This is a genomic window from Dactylosporangium siamense (assembly GCF_016862795.1).
Lineage (GTDB): Bacteria > Actinomycetota > Actinomycetes > Mycobacteriales > Micromonosporaceae > Dactylosporangium > Dactylosporangium siamense.
The window spans coordinates 26,152-42,676 of the sequence record NZ_BONQ01000167.1 but is presented as its reverse complement, the minus strand read 5'-3'; the positions used below and the strand labels follow the sequence as shown (position 1 = coordinate 42,676).

The 16,525-nt window shown below is 72.8% G+C and carries 9 protein-coding genes; 2 read left to right on the top strand and 7 right to left on the bottom strand.

Features of this window, described 5'->3' with window-relative positions; translation table 11 throughout:
• Position 1: 1 nt before the first annotated feature.
• The 6 genes from Dsi01nite_RS50265 to Dsi01nite_RS50240 all read right to left on the bottom strand — a co-directional run bounded on the left by Dsi01nite_RS50265 (position 2) and on the right by Dsi01nite_RS50240 (position 12,252).
• Complete coding sequence (locus Dsi01nite_RS50265; RefSeq protein WP_203853610.1) at positions 2–3,589, bottom strand: WD40 repeat domain-containing protein; 3,588 nt, start codon at positions 3,587–3,589, stop codon at positions 2–4.
• A complete protein-coding gene (locus tag Dsi01nite_RS50260; protein WP_203853609.1) occupies positions 3,586–4,023 on the bottom strand; it encodes a hypothetical protein in 438 nt (145 codons plus the stop codon). The genes Dsi01nite_RS50265 and Dsi01nite_RS50260 overlap by 4 nt, the downstream gene beginning before the upstream one ends.
• A 207-nt stretch (positions 4,024–4,230) precedes the next feature.
• Positions 4,231–5,490, bottom strand: coding sequence for a CU044_5270 family protein (locus Dsi01nite_RS50255; RefSeq protein ID WP_203853608.1), 1,260 nt, complete (start codon positions 5,488–5,490; stop codon positions 4,231–4,233).
• 8 nt (positions 5,491–5,498) lie between these two features.
• Positions 5,499–6,074 (bottom strand): RNA polymerase sigma factor, encoded by a 576-nt coding sequence (locus tag Dsi01nite_RS50250; RefSeq protein WP_203853607.1) that lies wholly within the window; start codon positions 6,072–6,074, stop codon positions 5,499–5,501.
• A gap of 259 nt (positions 6,075–6,333) precedes the next feature.
• Entirely contained in the window at positions 6,334–9,105 is a 2,772-nt protein-coding gene (locus Dsi01nite_RS50245) for an FtsX-like permease family protein (RefSeq protein ID WP_308442148.1), read from the bottom strand.
• Positions 9,106–9,468: 363 nt separating this feature from the next.
• Positions 9,469–12,252 (bottom strand): GH92 family glycosyl hydrolase, encoded by a 2,784-nt coding sequence (locus Dsi01nite_RS50240; RefSeq protein ID WP_239136977.1) that lies wholly within the window; start codon positions 12,250–12,252, stop codon positions 9,469–9,471.
• A 246-nt stretch (positions 12,253–12,498) separates the two neighbouring features.
• Between Dsi01nite_RS50240 and Dsi01nite_RS50235 the strand changes: the two genes are divergently transcribed.
• Entirely contained in the window at positions 12,499–13,494 is a 996-nt protein-coding gene (locus Dsi01nite_RS50235) for a lipid II:glycine glycyltransferase FemX (RefSeq protein WP_203853605.1), read from the top strand.
• Positions 13,495–13,518: 24 nt separating this feature from the next.
• Here Dsi01nite_RS50235 and Dsi01nite_RS50230 read toward each other — a convergent pair whose 3' ends face one another.
• A complete protein-coding gene (locus tag Dsi01nite_RS50230; RefSeq protein WP_203853604.1) occupies positions 13,519–14,706 on the bottom strand; it encodes an ABC transporter substrate-binding protein in 1,188 nt (395 codons plus the stop codon).
• Between the two features lie 453 nt (positions 14,707–15,159).
• Between Dsi01nite_RS50230 and Dsi01nite_RS50225 the strand changes: the two genes are divergently transcribed.
• Positions 15,160–16,503: a GlnX family signal transduction membrane protein gene (locus tag Dsi01nite_RS50225; RefSeq protein WP_203853603.1), complete on the top strand. Its 1,344-nt coding sequence runs from the start codon at positions 15,160–15,162 to the stop codon at positions 16,501–16,503.
• The last annotated feature ends 22 nt before the right edge of the window (positions 16,504–16,525 follow it).

The following is a 16,525-nucleotide window of genomic DNA, read 5'->3' as shown; positions in this document are numbered from 1 at the left end:
ATCAGCGCAGCAGGTCGAACGCGTACACGCCGCCACCGGTGCCCCCGGCGCAGATCACGGTGGCACCGGGAAGCCAGGCGCAGGCGACGAGCGGGCTGTCGACGCGGATGGCCGCCATCGGTGTGCCGGCGACGGGATCCCAGATCCGGATCGTGCCGTCGTAGCCGGTGCTGGCCAGCCAGGTCCCGCCCGGTCCGGTGGCCAGGGCGGTGACCCAGTGGGTGTGGCCGGTGAGGGCGTGCCTGCACGCACCGGTGCTGACGTCCCAGATGCGGACGGTCCCGTCCTGGCCGCCGGTGGCGAGCCACGAGCCGTCGGACGCGAAGGCCAGCGCCCGGACCGGCTCCTTGTGCGCGATGAGCGTGTGGCGACGTTCGCCGGTATCGGTGTCCCAGACGGTGACATGCTGCCCAGCGGCCGCCAGGCAGCGCTCTTGCGGTGCCCAGGCGATCGCCCGCACCCGACCGGTGGCGAGGGCATGACCGTGTTCACCCGTGCGGGGGTCCCACAGATTGGTGATGTGGTCCGGGCCACCGGTGGCGAGCCACCGGCCGTCCGGCGCGGCGGCGAGCACCTCCACCGGCCCGAGGTGCGCGGTGAAGCTGCGCGGATCCCTGCCGGTGCGGGCGTCCCACACGACGACGGTGCCGTCCTGGTCGCCGGCGGCCAGCCAACCGCCGTCCGGCGCGACGGCGATCGCAAGGACCCGGCCGATGCCACCGGCGAGCGTCCGGCGTTCCGCGGGTTTCCGCGGATTCCACAGGTCCATCCCGTTGCGGCCGGCAGCGGCCAGCCAGTCGCCGTTCGGGTCCACGGCCAGGGCGAGCACCGGTTGCCCGTCCGTGAACTGCATCGGCTCACCGGTCGCCGGTTGCCAGATCCGGACCATCCGATCAAGTCCCGCCGATGCCACCCAATCTCCGTCCGGCGAGACCGCCAGCGTCGTCACGGCATCCGTGTGCCGGGCCGGGGTGCGAGCGTCCGGGACGGCGGCCGGATCCCAGATGCGCGCGGTGCCGTCCTGGCCGGCCGTGGCGACCCAGCCTCCGTCCGCCGACGCGGCGACGGCCCGAATCCAGTTGGTGTGGCCGGTGAGAGCGTTGTGCCGCGCGCCGGTGACGGGATCCCAGATGTAGGCCGTGCCGTCCTGAGCGGCGCTCGCCAGCCACCCGCCGTCACGCGGCGTGCAGAGCGCGCTGACCCAGCTGCCGTGGCCGGTCAGCGTGTGCAGCAACTCGCCGGTGAACCGGTCCCAGATCCGGATCGCCCCGTCCCAGCCGCCGGCGGCGATGGCGGCTCCCGCCTGGACGACGGCCAGGGAGACCACCGGTCCCTCGTTCCTGGTGAGCGTCTGTTCGAGCGCACCGGAGGTCGGGTCCCATACCCGTACGGTGCCGTCGTGGCCCGTCGAGGCGAGCCAACTGCCGTCGGCGGCGGTCGCGAGTGCGGTCACCCAATGGGTGTGGCCGGTCAGTGTGCGCAACGCCGCACCGGTGGCAGGGTCCCAGAGCCGGATCGTCCGGTCGTAGCCGGCGGTGGCGAGCCAGGTGCCGTCGGCCGCGGCGGCCAGCGCGTCGACGCGCTCGGTGTGGCCGGCCAGGACGTGGCGGCAGTCGCCGGTCCGGGTGTCCCAGATGCTCGTGGTGCCGTCCTGGCCGGCAGCGGCAAGCCAGGCGCCGTCCGGCGCGACGGCGAGCGCATGCACCGGACCCGGGCCGACAACGAGCTTATGCAGTGGGCTCCCGGTCACCGGGTCCCAGATTCGTACACCGCGGTCGGCGGTGGCGAGCCAGGCGCCGTCCGGCGCGACCGCCAGCACGGTTGCGGCATGGGCGAGTGTGCACCGGAGCTCGCCACTGACCGGGTTCCAGATGCGAACGGCGCCGTCCTGGCCGGCGGTGGCGAGCCAACCACCGTCCGGCGCGGCCGCCGCTGCGACCACCTCACGGGTATGTCCGGTCAGGGTCCTGACCAGCCCCGCCTGCGGGCGGTCCGGGAGCGGCCAGCGGTTCGCCAGGCGTGGCCTGGGCAGGCTCTCGACAAACCCGTCGGTCTGCGCGTGGCGGGCGAGCCGGCTGGCGAGCACCGCGCCGAGCGATCCCGGCGGTGCCAGCGGGGTGAAGAGGTGGGCACTCTGGCGCACAGCGCGGGCGAGCGCGATCGCGGCGGGGGTGCCGGCCCGGTCAAGGTCACGCTCGACGGCGGTCGCGCCGTGCCGGGTGAGCCGGACGTGGACCCATCGCAGGTCGGTGACCGTCGCGACCAGCTCGGGCCGCCGCCCGGCGGCAGTGAGATGCTCAGCCAGGTGCGCGACGACGTAGTCGTAGCGCGGCGGCAGCTCCCACCACGCGGGTGGCTGCCCGGCCGGCAGCGTGGCGGCGGCCGCGGCGAGCAGCTGGCCGTGCAGCCGCTGACGCCGGTCCGGAGCCGTGACGTGGACGATGTACGAGCGCACGACACGGTGCAGGCGGATGGTGCCGGGATCGGCGCGGTAGTAGAGCACGAGCGACAGATCGGCGAGCTGGTAGCACAGCAGCTGCACGCGGTCGCGGGTCAGGCGACCGGTCTGCGCCCACAGCAGCTCCAGCACAGCGATCGGGATGTCCACGTCGACCGGGAAGATCGAGAGTTCCTCGAGGCGGTCGTTGTCCGCCTCGGTCAACAACGCGAGCCCGGCCCGGAGCACCGAAGCGATCGCCTGGCCTCGATCGTTCACATCGTCCGGTCCGAAAGCGCCGGGCGCGAACATGTCGGGCTCCGAGGTGGCCAGCCGGTCCGCCACGTCGCGCAACGCCGTCTCGGCCGTGACGCCGTGCCGGATCCGCCGCACGACCACCCGGTTCGCCAGCTCCAACAACGCCGGCCAGTGGCCGGTGCCGTCGAGAATGCGCTCGACGAGCTCCGGCGGTGCGCCTTCCACGCCGACGGTGAGCAGCGCCGTCGCCTGCCGACGGTTCATCCGGTCCACCCAGACGCTCGAGTCCGGCGGCACGATCCACCGCCGGCGGGTGGTCACGAGCCGGAGGCATGATCGGCCACCCATCCGGAACGGCAGGAGCTGCTGCTGGTCGTAGACGTCGTCCAGCACCAGCAGCACGGGGCCGGGCTGAGTGTCGAGCACCTCGCCCAGGCGGTAGCCGGCCTGGACAGGGTCGCCGAAGGTCGGCCTCGATCCCGTGAGCTGCTCGATCAGCTCGTTGATCTGCCCGGCGAGCACACCTGCCGGTCCGGGCTCACCGAGCATCAGCCAGAGCAGACCACCGGAGAACCGCGCCCGGACCAGTTCCTCGGCGCAGAGCCACATGACAAGGCTCGTCTTGCCGAAACCGCTGCCGCCGTGCACCCCGATCGGCACGCCCGGACCGAGGTCCGACTCGCAGACGAGCGTGAGCAGCCGCTGTGCCTCCTGCGCACGCTCGACCAGCGCCGGGCGCGGGATCGGGAGCATCCACGCCGGGCTGTGCGCCGATCTGCCCGGCGGGTCCGCCGGTGACGCGTTGTGCACATTGACGATCTCGGCGTTGATCTGCGTGGAGTTGTCCCTCGACACCCGGCTGGCAGGAGACGAGGCGCGTTCCTGTCCGGTCACGGCGAACGGCGGTTCTCGCCCAGATGCATGGTGACCGACCCATTCGGCACATTGACCTGCGTCGAGTTGTCGTAGGAGCTGAACGTCATCGTCGCCGGTCCCTGTGCCGCAGCCGACTCCGCCCGCAACTGCTCGGCCCAGGCCAGGAGCTCGTCACCGATCTCCGGATACTCGTCGAGGAGCGCCGCGAGCTGCTGCTGCCAGGTCTGCGCCCACTGCTCACGCACCTGTTCGCGGGCATCGGCCGGCGCGTTCTGGATCTCGGCCGCGGTCCGGTCGGCCAACTCCTCGACGGCCTCCTGCCGGGCCGGTCCGCCCCGCCCGAACAGGCGCGCCACACCATCGCGCGCCGTTCGCCAGGCGTCGGTGGCGGCCGCCCCAGCGAACGCCGATCCGCCGGCGGCCGCCACCTGCACCAGCCATTCCGCACCCATCTGCACCCCTTGTCCCCGGACCGGCACCGTGTCACGTCGTGTGATTCGACGGTAGCGTTTCCGCGCACGCTCGGGTGAACGGCTGAACGGCCGGGTGCCGCTACCCCTTCCGTGGGCCCCGTCCGGAACCGCCGCGTTCGGACGTCAGCTGAGGGACGAGAAGGGGGCGGGCACGACGTGCGTGCCCGCCCCGCTCGGGTCCGGTCGTCAGCAGGCCCCCGCACTGCGCTTGACCACGGACGGCGTGGTCGCGGCCGGCGGCTCGTCGTCCGTCCAGCGCATGTCGGTCACCGCCCGGTAGCTGAACAGCGCGCCCTTCGGCACCCACGACAGGTAGTCGGCCGGCTTGAGCACCCGGGTCTCGAACGAGAGCGTGTCCCCGGTGTCGGGGCTGAACACGATGCTCACCGCGTAGGGCCCGCCCGAGTCGGCGCGCTGCTCGTCGGCCGTGTCGTTGCTGGTGATGGCGACGGCGACGCCGTTGCGGCCCACGCCGTCCTTCACCGCGCCGAGCGACGTCACGCCGGGCATCCCGGCGAGCACCCGGTACGCGGCGGCGCGGACCTGCGGCGTGATGGGGTTGAGGAACAGCAGGTTGTGCACGCCGTTGAAGAGCGACTCGCCGAGCTCCACGTCGGTCTTGCGCGGCAGGTTCTGCTTCTTGATGACACCGATCAGCCACTGCTTCAGCGCGGCCGGGTCGGACGGCAGCGCACGGATCTGGTCCGCCGTCAGGTATTCGCCGAGGACCCGGAACTGGGTCGGTTCCTTGGTGGGCGTGAGCCTGCCGTTGCCGGTGTTCCTCGTGCCGTCGTCGGACCTGGAGACCTGGCTGGTCTCGGCGGCGTCGAGGGTGTAGTTCTCGTTCGGGTCCGACGGGCACCCCGGCCCCTGGTCCTTCGGCCAGCTGCGCGGCGACCCGGCACTCTTCCAGGCCGCCTTGTCCGCGTCGGAGGCGGGCTCCGCACCGGACCAGCGGGACTCGAACACGCTGAAGCTGTCCTTGGTCGAGTACCACTGACCGTTGGAGCGGCGCGCCATGACGGCGTACTCGGCGCCCTTCCGGCCGACCTGGATGAGCTGGCCCTCCTCCCAGGTGGACAGCCAGTACCTGCCCGAGCCGGGGTCGGTCTGGTGCAGCGACTGCTCGGCCGCGACGAGCAACAGCTCCTGCGCCGAACGGTTGTCCGGCTTCAGCGGTCCGGTGTCCGCGGTGCGGGTCGGCCCGGGGCGGCCGGTGGCGCCGGGCGGAGCGGGAGGGGCCGGGCTCAGGACGTGCGTGCCGACCACGATCCCGGTCGACACGGCGAGCACCCCGGCCGCGACGGGCAGCAGGAGCCGCACCCGCCAGCGCGACGCGGGCCTGGCGTAGATCTCGCGGCCCAGCCGGCGCCGTGCCTCGTGCACCGTCTCCACCGACGGCGGGCTCACCGGCCGCGCGCCGGCAAGCAGTTCAAGTTCGTCCATGTCGGCCGTCACCTTTCGATCGGGTTGATGTTGTCCAGGGCGGCGCGCAGCCGCTTCCTGGCGCGATGCAGCCGGGATCCGACCGTGCCCGCCGGAATGCCGAGCGCGGAGGCGACCTCGTCGTGCGACAGCTCGCCCCAGACGACGAGCAGCACCACGTCGCGGTCGCCGGGCTGCAGCTCCGCCAGCGCCGCGACGAGCCCGTCCCGGGCCGCTGCCGCCGACACCCGGGAGTCGGCCCGGTCCACGTCGCCGGAGTACGCGGGCTGCGCCGCCACCCGCGTGTGTGCCCGGTAGCCGCGCTCCTCGATCCGCCGGTGCTCGCGGATGAGGTTCGTCGCGATCCCGTACAGCCAGGCACGAACCGTCCCGCGCTCCGGGTCGAAACGGTCCCGCTGCCGGAACGCGACGAGGAACGTCTCGGCCGCCACGTCGTCGCCGCCCGGGCCGCCGAGCCGCCGCGACGCGTACCCGTGCAGTGCCGTGAAGTACCGGTCGAACAGCGCCGAGAAGCTTTCCGGATCGGAACGTGACCGCGCCAGCACCTCGGCGTCGTCCCCCTCCACTGCCACCTTCGAACCCATCCGGCTCCCCTTCGTCGGTCATACCTCTCATGTCCTGATTGACGGCACAGAAAATGATCTTCACGGGCACGGCCGGAATGTTCGATCCCGCCGGACGCGGCCATGACCGTTCGGGGCCCAGGCGGGAAGGCCAGGGCCCTTGCAAGGTAGGTATCCGGCCGGTTCCGCGCTACGTGAGCAGGCCGGTCACCCGGCGCTCAACCGATCGCCCGGCACGGGGTCGCGACCGCGTGCCGGCCGCTCCGACGGGGCTGACGGTTCACTCCCCGGCCAGCAGGCGGGTCGTGGGCATGTTGCGCAGCAGCAGCCGCACCGGAACGGCCGACGCGGCCGCCGTGACGAGCAGGCCGGCCAGAGCCGCCGCCGCCGCGACCGCGTAGCCGACCGGGGGCAGACCGCCGCCGAGGGACGCGGCCACGCCGAGCCCGGCGGCCGCGCCGACCAGCCCGCCGCCCGCGCCGAGGACGACGGACTCCTGCCCGGCGAGGCGCACGAGCTGGCCGTCGCTCCAGCCGACCGCGCCGAGCAGCGCGAACTCGGCGGCACGCTCGCGGATGTTGACGTACAGGACGTCGCCGACGGTGGCGGCGCCCAGCAGGATCGTGATCGCGGTGGCGACGTAGTCCGTCGCGCGCACCTGGACCGTGATCGCGTCGCCGAGCAGCGTGCCGGTCACCGAACCGCGGAAGCCCGTGGTGACGACGACGAGCAGCGTCAGCGCCGCCACGCCGAGCGCGAGGCTGAGCGCGCCGAGCGCCGTGCGGCCCGGCGCGCGCAGCACGTTGGTCCAGGCCAGGCTCGCGATCCCGGGCGGGACCCGGCGGGCCTGGAACCGGGCGACCGCGGGACGCACCGCGGTGACGGGCGCGGTGCGGGTCGCCCGCCAGGCCGGCGGAAGCGCCGCGAGCAGCGTCAGCACCAGCGCCGTAGGCACCGCCAGCAGGAGGTACCGCGGCAACAGGTGGACGGACAGCGGGAGTGCGGTGACGGCGGCGAGGAGGGTGCCCGCCCCGCCCGCCACCAGCCCGACGACCGCCGACTCGGCCAGGATCAGGCCGAACAGCCGGCGTCTGGGCCAGCCGAGGCAGGCCAGCACGCCGAGCTCGGTGGCGCGGACCCGCACCGCTGCGCTCGTCGCGTTGGTCACCGCCAGCACGCAGGTGACGAGGACCAGCGCCGCCAGCAGCAGGCTCTTGCGGTCGATCGCCGCGACGACCAGCGTGGCGACGCCGGGCTGCAGCCAGGGCTCCGTCACCCGCAGCGCGGGACGGCCGTGCGCACCGGCGGCCAGGTCGGCCGGGACCGCGGCGGCCGAGGCACCGGCGGCGACGTCGACGTGCAGGCCGGTCTCCTGCCGGATCCGGTCGGCGGTGGCGCGCAGCCGCTCCGTCGACAGGTCGTCCATGCCGATCTCGCCGGCCAGCCGGACCCGGATGGTACTGATCGGCGCCGCGACGTTCACGCCCTGCTGCGGGGTGAGGTTGGTGTACCCCGACCGCCACAGCGCCGGCATCGCGTCCAGGGTCGTCAGCAGCTGCGGGCGGGCGCCGACCGGTCCGGCGAGGTTCGCGGTCGGTCCCAGGGCCTGGCCGCCGCCGACCGGGGCCGACGACGGATCGTGGTACAGGTCGGCTGGCATCGCGGCGAGCCGTGGGCCGGCGTCGACCTTGGCCGGGTCGTAGACGCCGACCGCCCGCAGCTGGGTCGGCGCGAACGCCTCGCCGGGCGCCGGGACGTACTGGTGCGCGGCGACGGGACGCAACGACGTGTCCGCCAGCTCCAGCGGCAGCGGGTTGAACGGCACGTCATCGCTCAGGGACAGGCCCCACCAGTCCCTGGCCGGCTGGACCGCCGCAGGCTGCCGGGGCCCGGCGCTCCAGAAGATCCGCACCTGGTCGTTCAGCCGCTGCCCGATCGTCGTCGGCTTCGCGCCGCCGAGGATCGCGGCGCCCGGGCGCGTGACGTCCGCCGGGTGCTGCAGCTGCTCCACGACCTTCGGGTAGGCGTCGGTGCCGCGCACCGTGACGGTGCCGACCGGCGTGCCGGGGTCGGCCTCGTAGCCGTCGACGAGGTTGTCGAACGTGATGCCGGCCGCCACCCCGTCGCCGGCCGTGGCGCTCAGGCGGTCGATCCGCACCGTCGCCTGCTGCTCGACGAGCGGCTGCGACGCCACGAGCACGGGCATGGCCGCGTCGTGCGGCGCCGCCGCGCCGAGGTAGGAGCCCGAGACGAGCGCGGCGTCGAGGCCGTTGAGCCGCGCCTCCTGCTCCGGGTCGATCGCCGCCATCAGCATCGGCACCGACACCAGCACGTCGATCTGGGCGTGGTCGCTCGCGTTGCCGGTCGAACCGGAAACCCGGGACCAGCATTTCACCGCCTGCCGGGTGTCGGGCCGCAGCGGGTCCACGTCACCGTCGGCGTGCGTGAGGTCGGCGCAGACCCCGACGCGGGTGCCGTCCGGCCGCACCTCCTGCAGCGACGACGCCCGCGGCGCCTGGTCGCCCTCGATGACCTGGCCGTCGCCGATCTGGTCGCCGGCGACGAACTCCAGCCGGTCGCCGGTCACGTACAGGTACGACGAACCGTCGGTGAAGCGGCTCGCGCCGCGGTCCCAGGTCCAGGTGGGGCGGGCCCGGAGGACCTGCCGCCGGGCCTGCGGGGACAGGTAACCGGTGACGTCCACGGGCACCGCGACGGTCCGCATGACATACCCGACGGTCGCGACCGGGGCGGCCACGGACACCCCCGGCAGCCCCCGCACCCGGCGCCACTGCTCCAGCGTGATCCCGCCGGCCGCGCTCAGCACCGAGTCGAACGAGACCCGCCCCGCCGCGTCCGTCGTCGGGTCGGCACGCACCAGCAGGTCATAGGCGGGCCGGAAGTTGCTGGTGACCGTGCCTTCGGCACGCAGCTGCGCGCCGCGCGAGGCCGACAGCAGCAGCGCGAAGCTCGCGACCGCGATCGCCACCGCCAGCAGGGTCGCGACGTTCCGGCCGCGCCGGAACCGCACCTGCGCCCACACCATCGACATCACGCGCCGGTCCCCATCTCTTCCGCGCCGCGCCGCGGCTCATCGGTGGCCAGCCGCGGCCCGCCGTTGCGGGCGCGGGGCGGGCTCGACGCCGAGCTCCCGGCTCAGCATCCGGTGCCGGTCGCGGCACCCGGCTCTCGCGTCACTGGGGCGCACGTATCCCGGCGCCCTGGTCGCCGGTCGGGCAACCGCCTGCCCACGGTGCCCGTTGCACTGACGAGTGTCAACACATCGATGGATCGTCGGGCACCGCCGAGTCGCGGGTCACACGCGCCGTGAGCTTCCTAGGAAACTGGTCTGCCGTCGCTGTCCGCATCCCATGGCCGGGTGGCCCGGCCCGGGTGACCGGGCCGGGCCACAGGCTCATGCGGGGACGGTGATCCGTTGGGCGTTGGAGGCGTTGCAGTCCCACAGCTGCAGCTGGGTGCCGTTGGTCGTGCTGCCGGACGGGTCGTCCACGCACCGCCCCGACCGGGGGTTGCGCAGTGCCTGGCTGGCGGGCACGTAGGTCCACTGCTGCGCGCCGCTGCCGTTGCAGTCGTACAGCTGCAGCTTGACGCCGTTGGCGGTGCCCGACGACGTCACGTCGAGGCATTTGCCGAGCGCCCGCACGGTGCCGTCGCCGGGGACCGTCCACTGTTGCGCGTTGGTGCCGTTGCAGCCCCAGATCTGGACCTTCGTGCCGTTGGCGGTGCTCGAGTTGTTGACGTCCAGGCACTTGTCGAGCTGGACCAGCGTCACCGGGCCGGTGCCGGTGCGGTCCGGTGGCCGGTTGGCGGTCGCCGTGCCCCACGTGGAGGCCGCGGAGCCCATGGTCAGTGCCAGGGTGCCACCGCCGCGGACGAACGACTCCGGCAGCCACGAGCGGTTCAGGGTCGCGCCGTCGAGGCTGGCGGACTGGACGTACTGGTTGGCGTCGGTGGTGGCGGGGGCGTCGACGGTGAGGACCACGCCGTTGTCGCGGACCAGCTTCACGCTCGGAAACAGCGGGCTGCCGACGAGGAGCTCGGCGCGGCCGACGACCTGGGGGAAGATGCCGATGGCGGCGAACACGTACCAGGCGGACATGGTGCCGAGGTCGTCGTTGCCGGGCAGGCCGCTGGGCCCGGTGCCGTAGACGGTGTCGACGATCTCGCGGGTGGTCGCCTGGGTCTTCGCCGGCTGCCCGAACGCGTTGTAGAGCCACGGCGCGTGCAGGCCGGGCTCGTTGCCGGGGTCGTAGCGCACCGAGCTGCCGCCCTTGACCGCCCAGTTGCCGGCGTCGTCGTGGAAGAACGCGTCGAGCCGCTGCACGGCCGGCCCGGTGCCACCCATCGCCGCGGCCAGGCCGGTGACGTTCTGCGGCACCATCCAGGTGTAGGTCGCCGACGTACCCTGGGCGAACCCGACATCGGTGGACGGCGAGAACCCGCCGACCCAGCTCCCGTCGACGTTGCGCGCCTGCTGGTATCCGGTCGCCGGGTTGAAGGTGTTGCGCCAATAGCCGGCGCGGGTCGCCATGGTGGCCTGCTCGCTCGTGCGGCCGAGGCGCTGCGCCCACTGCGCGAGGGAGAAGTCGGCGAGGGAGTTCTCCAGGGTCTCCGCCGCGCCGCCCCAGCAGTGGCAGGCGTTCTGCGGCGCGTACCTGGAGGCCAGGTACTGGTTGAGCGCGGGCCGCTGACCGGTGCACTGGCCGGGGCAGCCGCCGTCGTTGAGCGCCTCGGCGTTCTGGACGGTCGCCTGGCGGTACAGCGAGGCGTAGGCCCCGGCGGTGTCGAAGTGGTCGGCGCCCATCGCGACGAACGTGGCGAGGGTCGGCGCGGCCGGGTCGCCGGTCATGACGTGGGTCGGGCCGTTGTTGTGCAGCCAGCGGTCCCAGATCCCGTTGTGCTGCTGCGCGAACTGATACATCGACTGCGCGTAGTCGCCGGCGACGGCGGGTTTGAGCAGCGCGAGGAGCTGGATCTGGGCGCGGTACTGGTCCCAGCCGGAGAAGGTGCCGTACTGCGCGCCCTGCCCCGCGGTGATGCTGTGGACCGCCTGGTCGCTGCCGAGGTAGCGGCCGTCCACATCGGACACCAGGTTCGGCTGCAGGAGGCTGTGGTACAGCGCGGTGTAGAACGCGGTCCGCTGGGCGGTGCTGCCGCCGGTCACCTGGACCGCGGACAGCTGGCGCTTCCAGTCGTCGTAGGCCTGCGCGGCGACCGCCGGCACGTCCACGCCCGCGGCGAGCTCCGTGTCGCGGTTGCGTTCGGCGCCGGCGAGGCTGACGTAGGAGATGCCGATCCGCATCCGCACGTCGCTGCCGGAGGCGAAGGAGACCCAGCCGCCGGAGCCGCGACCGGCCCGGTCGGCGCCCGTCGCGTAGCCCTCGCCGCCGGTGGCGCGGGTGCCGCCCGGCTGGAGCGTGCCGTTGACCCAGGTGCCGGTGCCCGTGACGGCCCGGTCGAACTGCGCACTGAAATACAGCCGGTAGTAGGTCTTGCGGTTGTTGGTGCCGCCGTTGGCCCGCCGGCCGCAGAACGCGCCGGTCAGCACGGACCCGGTGACCCGGCGGTTCGCCGCGTCGACGGTGATCTCGGCGTCCTCGCTGCCGTTGAGCGAGTTGGACGTGCGGAACAGCAGGTTGGCGGGGCGGCCGGCCGGGAACGTGAACTGCCCGACGCCGGCGCGGGCGGTGACGGCGAGGTCGGCGCGGACACCGTCGGCGAGCTTGACGGTGTACCGGCCGGGCTTGGCGCTCTCGTCGGCGTGGCTGAAGTTCGTGGCGTACTTCGCGTCGGTGCTGTCGGCGGACGGCGAGGAGTCCACGGCGGACGCGAACGGCAGGATCGGCACGTCGCCCGCGGCGCCCGGGTTGCAGCCGGCCCCGTTGAGGTGCGTGAGGCTCAGCCCGCGGATGCGGGTGACGTCGTACTGGTAGCCGTTCGCGGCCCCGGTGCTGGTCTGGTCGCCGCGGGTGCTGGTCGGGCTCCACGACAGCATGCCGTAGGGCCGCACCGCCCCCGGCCACGTGTTGCCGTCGCGCGCCGACCCGATGAACGGGTCCACGAAGGCGGCCGGGTCGGTGACCACGTCGGCGGCGGCCGGGAGCGCCGGCGCGGCCACCAGACCGGCGCCGGTCAGCGCGACCACTCCCCAGATCTTCACGCGTTTCAGGTGCGGCATCGGTCAACTCTTCTCAGAAGGGGGCTCGATGGCATGAACCGGAGCCGGAAGGCAGCCCTGAAATGGAAAATTATCGCGAAACTCATCGATGTACAGCGGTCCGCGGCTGGACCGATCATGAACAACCTGTGAAGCCCGCGTCGGGTTTCGATCCGATCCCGGCTTCCGGACGGCTTCTTCATCGGATCCGCACGACCGCCTCCCTACCGTTACGCCGCCACCGGCGCGCAACGAATGAGGAAGCTCATGTCTCAGCACTCCCCCATCGCGTGGTCCACCGAGGTGCCCGGCACGTCGTGGGACGACGACCTGTTCGCCCGCGGCGGGCACTTCCTGCAGAGCACCCACTGGGGCGCGTTCAACCAGCGGCTCGGCCGGAGACTGTTCTTCGGCCAGGGCCCCGGCTGGCAGTGCTTCGCCATCCTGGAGCGGTCCAACAAGGCAACCCGCCTCTACTGCCCCTACGGTCCGGTCGCCGAGAGCATGGCGAGCTACGAGGTCGCGATCGCGGAGCTGAAGGCCCTCGCCCAGGACCAGGGCGCCATCTTCGTCCGGATGGAGCCGTGGGCGCCGGTGACGAAGGCCGACCTGCGGCGGCTCAGGCATCGGCCGGCGCTGCGGGAGATCCAGCCCTCGCTGGTGCTGCAGCAGGATCTGACCAAGCCGCGCGAGCAGATCCTCAGGGAGATGTCCAAGAACAACCGGCAGCGGTACCGCAATGCCGCCAGGGCGGGTGTGCGCATCGAGGCAAGCCATGATCCCGGCGACGTGGACGCGCTGCTGATGGTGGTCCACGAGGTGGCCGCCCACAACCACATCGTCCAGCACCCGGACGACTACTTCCGGACCATGGCGCAGGTGCTGCTGCCCCGCGACGCGGCCACCCTGTACATCGCCCGGCACCACGACGAGCCGGTCTCCGCCGCGATCGTCTTCGACGGTCCGACCACCCGCCACGTCGCGCACTCCGGGAGCCTGCACGCCCACCGGCACGTCCACCCGGGCGCCATCATGCGCGCCACGATGGTCCTGGACGCCCAGGACCGCGGGCAGCGGACCTTCGACTCGCTGGGCGTGGCACCGCCCGACGAGCCGGCACACCCGTGGGCCGGACTGACCAGATTCAAACTGTCGTTCGGCGGCGACTACCGGCGCTACCTCGGCACCTGGGAACTGCCGGCGAGCCCGCTGTACCACGCCTACCGGTCGGTCTACGCGGCCTATTCGGCGACCCGTCGCTGACGGCCGGCGGGACGTGCCCGCGGCTCAACCGCCGATGGTCGCCAGCTCCTGCACCAGCGCGTTGGTGAGGCCCTGCTCGCCGGCGCGGACCTGCCGCAGGTACCACTTCTGGATCGGGCCGTGGTTGGCGTCGAACCGCCAGGCCCCGCGCGGGCTGGGGATGTCACCGAGCCGGCCGATCTGCTCGTTGATCGCCTCCGGCGTGAGCCGCGGACCCGCCGCCGCGATCGCCCGGTCCAGCACCGCCGCCGCGTCGTAGGAGGCCATCGCGAAGGTCGTCGGCGTCGGCGACTCCGGGTGCGCCTGCCGCCAGGCGGCCACGAAACGGTCGTTCTCCGCGTTCTGCAGGTCGGCGGAGTAGTTGGCCACCGTGGAGATGCCGACGGCGGCGTCGCCCTCCTCCTTCAGGACCGAGCCCTCGGTGAGGAACGCGCCGTAGAGCGGGATGGTACGGGCGTCCGAACGCCGGTACTGCTTGACGAAGTCGATCGCCGCCTTGCCCGCGTAGAACGCGTAGATGGCCTTCGCGCCGGTCCGTTTGATCTGGTCGAAGTACGGCATGAAGTTCGTCGTCGCCGGAAACGGCGTCCACAGCGGCTCGCCGCCCGGATTGGCGATTTTGCCGCCGGCCGCGACGAACGTGTTGACGAAGCCGCCGATCTCGTCGCGGCCACCCTGATAATCCGGTCCGATCACGAAGACCGGGCCGGCGACGGTGCTTTTGATGAACGGCGCGATGGCCGTCCCCGGGTCCGAGGACGTGAAACTCGTGGACCAGAAACCGTCGACGGTGTCCATGCCCGGCCGCCCGTTGGCGCTGACGAGCGGGATGTGTTCCTCGCGCAGCATCGGGGCGACCGCGGCCACCGTGCCGCCGCCGACGATGCCGGTCATGGCGACGATGTGCTCGTCGTTGACGAGGTTCAGGGCGGCGGGCATCGCGGACGCGGCGCTGTCGCCCTCGTCGGCCACCTTCAGGTCGACGGGATGGCCGCCGAGCTTGCCGCCGTGCGACTGGAGGTACACCTCGAACCCGCGCTGGATGTCGGTGCCCACGGCCGCGTAGGTGCCGTGCAGGGTGGCGAGCAGACCGATCTTGATCGGCGCCGCCGACGCGTCGGTGGCGGGCCCTTCGCCGCACGCGGACGTGAGCATGCCGGTGGCGATGACAGCCACGCACGCGGCGGTCGCCGGCCGCAGTGATGCGCGCATGTCACCGTCACAACCAGGTCAGAGGCGCATTCGAGAAACAGCAGACGCGGGCGGATCGACGGCACCGTGAATGAACCAGTCCAGCCCGTCCCCCGCTGAGCGCGCCTGTGAAGTTATCGGTTCCGACCGCGAAGCGCAACGCACCGTCATCGGTGCCCGCGAATCTCGGCGAGCCGGTGCCGAAATTGAACAGGACTCGGATCTCACATCGCGGCATCGCCGGTCGTGAACTTGTGGAGTGTCTCCACGGTGGTTGCGCACCCGGTGGCGGCATTGGTGGAGGCGGATCGGTGATCCAGTGTCGGATCACGGCATCGCGGGGTGGCCCGCCGCCATTTCCTGTGCTTTCATGACGCCCGATGACCGGACGAGACGCCGACGATGAGCCGGTGGTCGGCGCGGCACGCAACGCCACGCGCACCATCGGTCGGCGATCAGGAAGGAACACCGTCGATGGCGTCGACTGACCTCTGGCTGGTCGAGACCGCGCCCGCGGGCCAGCCGGGCGGCGAGCCCGCCGGACGGCACCATCCGCACCGCCGCGTCGACTGGGCACGGACCGCGCCCGGCCGGCTCACCATGATCCTGCTGGTCATCGTGGCGCTCGGCGGCGCGACGGGGCTCGCGCAGTTCCTGGCCTGGTCGCAGCGCTCCGCGCTGGTGCACGGCATGGCCACCGGCAGCAGCCCGCTCGGCCTGTCGGCGCTGGACATCTACCGGTCGCTGTCCGACGCCGACGCCACCGTCGCCAGCGACTTCCTGATCGGCGGCACCGGCGACCCGGAGCTGCGCCGGCGCTACCTCACCGACGTCGTCAAGGCGGCCGAGGCGATCAACGTCGCGGCCGGAGCCGTGGACAGCGGCAGCGCCGCCGCGCAGGAGCTCGCGACGCTCAACATCCACCTGCCGATGTACACCGGGCTGGTGGAATCGGCGCGGTCGATCTCGCGGCAGGGGCACGCACTCGGCGCCGCATACCTGCGTGAGTCCTCCGCGCTCATGCGCAACACCCTGCTGCCGGCCGCGCAGCGCCTCTACGACACGGACAAGGGCGGGCTCGCCAGCGCCCAGCGACGCGCCTCGGCCGTGCCCTGGGTCGTCGTGCTGATGGTCCTCGGCACGATCGGCGCCCTGGTGCTGGCGCAACGCCGGCTGGCGCGGATGACGAAACGACGCCTCAACTGGGGGCTGCTGGCGGCGACGGCGGCCACGGTGGCCTGCCTCGCCGTGACCGTGGCCGCGACGGTCACGGCCCGCGACAACCTCGAGGAGGGCCGCCGGCACGGCTCCGAGGACGTGCAGATCCTGGCCGAGGCGCGGACCGCGGCCCTGCAGGCCCGCGCGGACGAGGCGCTCACCCTGGTCGCCCGCGGCGGCGGCCGCGACTTCGAGGAGCACTACCAGGCCGCCATGGCGCGGCTCGACGGGCTGCTGGCACAGGCCGAGGCCGACGTGTCCGACGCCGCGTTGCAGCGCACCGTGCGGATCGTGCGGCAGCAGGTGCGGACCTGGGCGGGGCTGCACAGGAAGATCCGCGACCTGGACGACCACGGCCAGTACACGGACGCGGTGAAGCTGGCGACGAGCCAGGACGCCGGCGGCATCACGATCGCCTACCTGCGACTGCATGACGCCCTGGACCGGGAGATCGCCCAGCGCAACACCATCTTCGCCGACACCGCGGAGCAGGCCCGGCGGGCGATCGTCTGGTGGGGGGCCGGAGCACTCGCGCTGACCCTGATCCAGCTGCTCGGCGCGGCTCTGGGCCTGCAGCGGCGAATCGCGGAGTACCGGTGAACGCAGCACCGGCGGATGCCGC